Origin of the sequence: Colwellia sp. BRX10-1 (assembly GCF_014077545.1) — a bacterium.
Taxonomy (GTDB): domain Bacteria; phylum Pseudomonadota; class Gammaproteobacteria; order Enterobacterales; family Alteromonadaceae; genus Colwellia_A.
Map to the genome: position 1 here is coordinate 1 of NZ_JACGWC010000050.1, position 4534 is coordinate 4534.

Here is a 4534-nt window from a genome sequence, read left to right on the forward strand (position 1 = left end):
CTCGATATAATCTCGGTGTTCATAATCAATTAATTCAATTGATGCTCCCCATTTTGGATCTGCAACAACTTTAATTTCTGTCAGTATGTAGCGAAACTCATCCAGCATGATGGTATACCTAACGCTTTGCTAAGCGGCTAAAAATGGCTGGCTATAATAGCGAGGAACGAGCACAGCCAGCTGTTTGTGTCCGTTTAAGCAACTTGTTATAACTAAATTGACTTTGCGAGGTCTATATATTGACCTTCATCATCTTCGGCTAATGCGCCACTTGTGATTATTTCATTAAGCTTTATAGCTGATTCAGAATTACCTAGTTTTGGTAATTGTACCAATATTAATTCTATTATCCTTTTTCGTTCGGCAGCAACTTGAGCGCTATCATGGCTCCTCCAATGAATTCCTTTGTCATTATATATGGCAAGCTCTTTAACATGACTTACTAGTCTACGTTTAGCGAAATACTTGATGAATATGCCTTTAGTTATAACGCCACGTTAAGCGGCAAAAAATTGTTGGCTAAAATTGTGAACGGAGTGAAACAGCCAACTGTTTTTTGTCCGTTTGAACGTCTTGTTAGGAGCCTACTTATAAATATCTGGGCATTCTTCAATAGCCCATTTACTATCTTTTGGATTCACTGAAATGCTTGAAAGTGCATATTTTCGTATGCCTGTTATAGGCTCAATTATATCGAAAAACCAAATACGCCCATGTGCGGCAGAGAAACCTTTATTTTTATCATACATCATATTATTAGGTGTAATACATTGCACTAAAGATCGAATAGAATGAATAAAAATAGAATCATATTTTTCTTTTAAATCATCGTAATCTTTTACCTTTAGCCAACGAAATCTAACATTCCCTTCAGGAGCGACATAGGTTTCAGGCAAGCTAATATTAAAGGGGTAAGACACAATTGAATTTAACAATTTAATATCATTAGTTTCAAGTGACTTTTTGAGAATGCTTAAAACTGGAGAAAACTTTAATAAAGCGTCTTCTCTCGAATATGCCTCATAATCTTCTGCAAAAGTATTAGCTGTATAGAATAGTATAAAAATAGTTAAATATACTCTCAACTTTTCTAGGCTCCTAACGCCTCATTAAGAGGCAAATAATAGTTGGCTAAAATAAGCGACGAAGGAGCAAATAGCCAGCTGTTATTTGTCCTGCTTGAATGGCTTGTTATATGCCTATTTAGAATTAAACAACATAATAATACCGATTGTCACGGCAATTGAAACAATACCAGCAACAATACAAAGACCATCATTATTTTGATTTGGTTTAGGATATTTACCAATAGTAATAATCTTTAAAGTAACGTACCCATAACCATGAATAAAAAACTCTATAAATGCATCAATAAGGATCCATTTTATTAATCTAAAGAAACCTCTACCTAATCCTTCTGCTACTTCTTCCATAATTGATACGATCCTTTAGGCATATAACGCCCAATTAACGGGCTAAAAATTGTGGGCTAAAATGGAGCGAAGCGAACAGCCCACTGTTTTTAGTCCTGTTAAATTGCTTGTTATACGTAAACACTACCCAAGCATCTCTTCTTTAGCTTTAATAATGAATTGCGCTATTACTAAATCATGTTGTGGGTTTGAAGCTAGTCCCATGTTTTGGATGATTGATGAAGATAGTGAGTTTGAAATTTTTACAGCATCAGCGCCATTAATTGCCAATTTAAAAGTATGAGGAACATAGCTATCGTATTCATCATTCCATTCGTTTTCACCATCATTAACACCGATAGGATCCCATTCCTCCCAAAGGATTCTTGCAACTTCTTTATAGAAACGCTTTTGCTTTGAGCTTAATTGATTCATCTGTTTTTAAAATTGTTAAGTAATTTAATTAGTTTGCTATCTTCTATTGAATATAACTCGGAGCATGGGTCATCAGGAGCGATAGCATTTATCAGTAATTGAGTTAAACGCATATCTGGGTTTTGAGCCCAAGCCTCTTTTATGGCTTGAATAACATCATCTTCGATAAACGGTTCTTTCTCAGACATACTCAGAATACTCCTTTACGTATAACGCCTTACTAAGCGGCGCGAAATTGTTGGCTAAAATTGCGAGGAACGAAGCTAGCCAACTGTTTAGCGTCCGTTTGAGTAACTTGTTATACGTATTTAACGCTCAAGCCAATCTACATAAACACCTGATAAATCGCAAATATTGCAACTTGCGCCAACATAAACACATTTAACATCACTTGATTCTGGGTAATATGATTTACCAATACCTATACTCAATGTCTCGTTATCACAATTACAGATATTATGATCTTCGGATTCTATATAGTGTTTACTATTTTCAATATCATGCTCTTTGTTGCAATTAGAACAAATTATGTAAGCACCACCCTCAGTGTCGTCAGAAAATAAGAGGTATTGTTCACAACCACAGCTACATTTTAACGCTTCAAAATTAGTAATTATTGAACCATTAGATTTAGAGTAACTTTTTATACTAGATTCTAAACTCATCGACTATCCATATACGTATAACGCCCCATTAAGAGGCAAATAATAGTTGGCTAAAATAAGCGACGAAGGAGCAAATAGCCAACTGTTATTTGTCCTGCTTGAATGGCTTGTTATATGTACTTTATATTGTACCAACCGTAAACTTTAAAAAATGTGCTTTCAGAGGAACTTTTATGTTACCTGACAAATTTTGTTTACTAGATTGCGCCATATTTATCTCAATACGTTCTGAATTTACCACATGAAAAGTATCACCACCTTCAGGGTGAACTTTTCTATAGAATGCATTTATTCGAACAAAAACTGATTTACGTAAATTAGAAGTATTCTCTATTTCTAATTTATATTCACAATTATTCGGTTTGCATTCATGCCATTTCGATACAATCTGGATATCACTATTTTTGCTTTCTAAATAGCTGTTGATTATTAGAGCTAAGAAAACTGAAATAGTTAATACATAAATGACTCTCAGTATTAATCTTTTTTGCTTGACTCTTTTTGTGTGCTCAGCTCGTGTTAGCATAATCTCATGTACATATAACGCCCTATTAAGGGGCAAATTGTAGTTGGCTAAAATGTAAAGCGAAGCGGAACTAGCCAACTGTAATTTGTCCCACTTGAATAGCTTGTTATAGCGACATTAAAAATCACCTAACCTGCATTGTTTTTTCCTCAGGTTATTGCCACTATATATTTCAAACTTTAAATTTTTAGTTTCAATTTTTGACACTCTTGTGCCTGTGCCTACTTCTTGTATCCAAATAGAAATTTTATTCTTTTCTAAAACTCTATTTGGCATGTATCTTTTACCAGACTCAAAATTAACTTTAAAATGAAAAAATGCAACTTTATTTGCACCAACTCTATTATTTTTAGTTATATCTGCTTTAACCCAAAAATCATACTCGTCTGCCAAAAATTGTTTTGGCTCCGTCCAATATGCCAGTTTTTTCTTAGAACACATTAAGTGAATATATTCTATTTCGGTTTCATTATTATTAATAAAGTTTTCAAAAATGAAATGGTTTTCTTTAACTTCTGTTTTTATCGGTGAGAATGCACAACTTGAACTCATGGCTACCAAAAAATATAAAAATAATAATTTAATTTTCTTCACGTAATATTTACCTTCATTAATCAGACTGCATAGATATTGTAAATGTAGCTATAACGCCCATATTAAGCGGCAAATAATAGTTGACTAAAATAGTGAGGAACGAACGACAGCCAACTGTTATTTGTCCGTTTGAATTGCTTGTTAGCAGAAGCGTTAATTAAGAACACTTAAACCAACATACACATAAATAGTTAATTGATGGAAGTGAGAAACAATAAACACCGCACCACTTCGCCACCAAACTTTAATTGATAAACAATAACAAAAAATGATTACCGATCAACTAAATACAAAAGATTACCAAAACAAAGGAAGGAAAGTAAAAAACACCGCTTCTTTGCATAAAAATATAAACTAGCCAAACACTTTAAAAATAGAACAAGTGGTGCCTGCTAACGCCCTATTAAGCGGCGATAAATTGTTGGCTAAAATGCGAGGAACGAAGCTAGCCAACTGTTTAGCGTCCGTTTGAATAGCTTGTTATGCGCTGGTTGTGATTACCACAAACATCACCATTTATATAAAATTCTGTGGCAGCCCGACTGTAGAATTAAAAAACTCCCACTCAGTGCGACACACCAAACAATGAATTTTGAGCCACATAAATAATCTAACGTTTAGCACCAAACGTAAACTGGCGAAAAACACTTTGGCCAAAAGCTAAAAAAGTATAATTGCCACGTAAGTTACCAAAACAAAGAACAGGCAACAAGCACAACAATTTTTTATAAAACGCGAAACGCAAAAAACAATTTAAACAGAATTCGTGTCTGACGCATAACGCCTCATTAAGAGGAAATTTATAGTTGGCTAAAATGTTGAACGCAGTGAAAACAGCCAACTGTAAATTTTCCTGCTTAAATGCCTTGTTATATGCACAATTACACTAACATACCGTTCGC

Annotated in this window: 7 protein-coding genes; all 7 read right to left on the reverse strand. The window is 34.0% G+C overall.

Annotated elements, in window-relative coordinates:
* Positions 1 to 584 precede the first annotated feature (584 nt).
* Positions 585 to 1085: a hypothetical protein gene (locus H4J75_RS19300; protein ID WP_182223012.1), complete on the reverse strand. Its 501-nt coding sequence runs from the start codon at positions 1083 to 1085 to the stop codon at positions 585 to 587.
* Between the two features lie 114 nt (positions 1086 to 1199).
* Positions 1200 to 1433, reverse strand: a complete 234-nt coding sequence (locus H4J75_RS19305; RefSeq protein ID WP_182223013.1) for a hypothetical protein — start codon at positions 1431 to 1433, stop codon at positions 1200 to 1202.
* A gap of 123 nt (positions 1434 to 1556) precedes the next feature.
* Complete coding sequence (locus tag H4J75_RS19310; protein ID WP_182223014.1) at positions 1557 to 1847, reverse strand: hypothetical protein; 291 nt, start codon at positions 1845 to 1847, stop codon at positions 1557 to 1559.
* Complete coding sequence (locus H4J75_RS19315) at positions 1844 to 2035, reverse strand: hypothetical protein (protein ID WP_182223015.1); 192 nt, start codon at positions 2033 to 2035, stop codon at positions 1844 to 1846. Before H4J75_RS19315 ends, H4J75_RS19310 begins: the two co-directional genes overlap by 4 nt.
* Positions 2036 to 2155: 120 nt before the next feature.
* Entirely contained in the window at positions 2156 to 2512 is a 357-nt protein-coding gene (locus H4J75_RS19320) for a hypothetical protein (protein WP_182223016.1), read from the reverse strand.
* Positions 2513 to 2633: 121 nt separating this feature from the next.
* Positions 2634 to 3116 (reverse strand): hypothetical protein, encoded by a 483-nt coding sequence (locus tag H4J75_RS19325; RefSeq protein WP_182223017.1) that lies wholly within the window; start codon positions 3114 to 3116, stop codon positions 2634 to 2636.
* A 39-nt stretch (positions 3117 to 3155) separates the two neighbouring features.
* Positions 3156 to 3632, reverse strand: coding sequence for a hypothetical protein (locus H4J75_RS19330; protein WP_182223018.1), 477 nt, complete (start codon positions 3630 to 3632; stop codon positions 3156 to 3158).
* Positions 3633 to 4534 lie beyond the last annotated feature (902 nt).